The 1,060-nt window shown below is 68.5% G+C and carries 1 protein-coding gene; it reads right to left on the bottom strand.

The genetic code is table 11. The features are described from left to right. On the bottom strand, positions 1–1,060 hold a 1,060-nt coding region (locus QRN54_RS33550; RefSeq protein ID WP_285184034.1), incomplete at both ends, for an acetyl-CoA C-acetyltransferase.

The following is a 1,060-nucleotide window of genomic DNA, read 5'->3' as shown; positions in this document are numbered from 1 at the left end:
ACGCCTTGGGGACGCGGACGATGAGTGCGTCGCCTTGTCCGCCGCCGCCGCAGAGTGCGGCTGCGCCGATGCCGCCGCCGCGGCGTTGCAGTTCGAGGGCGAGGTGCAGGGCGATGCGGGCGCCGGACATGCCGAGGGGGTGGCCGACGGCGATGGCGCCGCCGTTGACGTTGACCTTGGCGGGGTCGAGGCCGAGTTCGCGGGTGGAGGCGATCCCGACGGCGGCGAATGCTTCGTTGATTTCGACGAGGTCGAGGTCGGTGGGGTCGATGCCTTCCTTCGCGCAGGCCTTGGCGATGGCCCGGGCGGGTTGGGACTGGAGGGTGGAGTCGGGTCCGGCGACGACGCCGTGGGCGCCGATTTCCGCGATCCAGGTCAGGCCGAGTTCTTCGGCTTTGGTTTTGCTCATCACGATCACGGCGGCGGCGCCGTCGGAGATCGGGGAGGCGGAGCCGGCGGTGATGGTGCCGTCCTTGCTGAACGCGGGACGCAGTTTGCCGAGGGATTCGGTGGTGGTGTCGGCGCGGATGCCTTCGTCCTGGGCGAAGACGATGGGCTCGCCCTTGCGTTGGGGGATGGAGACGGGGACGACTTCGTTGTCGAAGAGGCCGTCTTTCCAGGCGCGGGCCGCGTTCTGGTGTGAGGCGGCGGCGAAGGCGTCCTGCTCGGCGCGGGTGATGTGGGCGGTTTCTTGTTGGTTGACCTGTTCGGTGAGCAGGCCCATGGCCTGGTCGGTGAAGATGTCGTGGAGGCCGTCGTAGGCCATGTGGTCGCGGAGGGTGACGTCGCCGTATTTGAAGCCTTCGCGGCTTTTTTCGAGCATGTGGGGTGCGCGGGACATCGATTCCTGCCCGCCGGCGACGACGATGTCGAATTCGCCGGCGCGGATGAGTTGGTCGGCGAGGGCGATGGCGTCGATGCCGGAGAGGCACACTTTGTTGATGCTCAGGGCGGGGACGTTCATGGGGATGCCGGCGGCGACGGCGGCTTGGCGGGCGGGCATCTGGCCGGCGCCGGCGGTGAGGACCTGTCCCATGATGACGTAGTCGACCTGTTCGGG

The sequence above is a fragment of the Rhodococcus sp. MEB032 genome (genome assembly GCF_030208925.1).
In the GTDB taxonomy this organism is placed as follows: domain Bacteria; phylum Actinomycetota; class Actinomycetes; order Mycobacteriales; family Mycobacteriaceae; genus Rhodococcus_F; species Rhodococcus_F qingshengii.
This window is presented reverse-complemented; position numbering and strand designations above follow the sequence as displayed.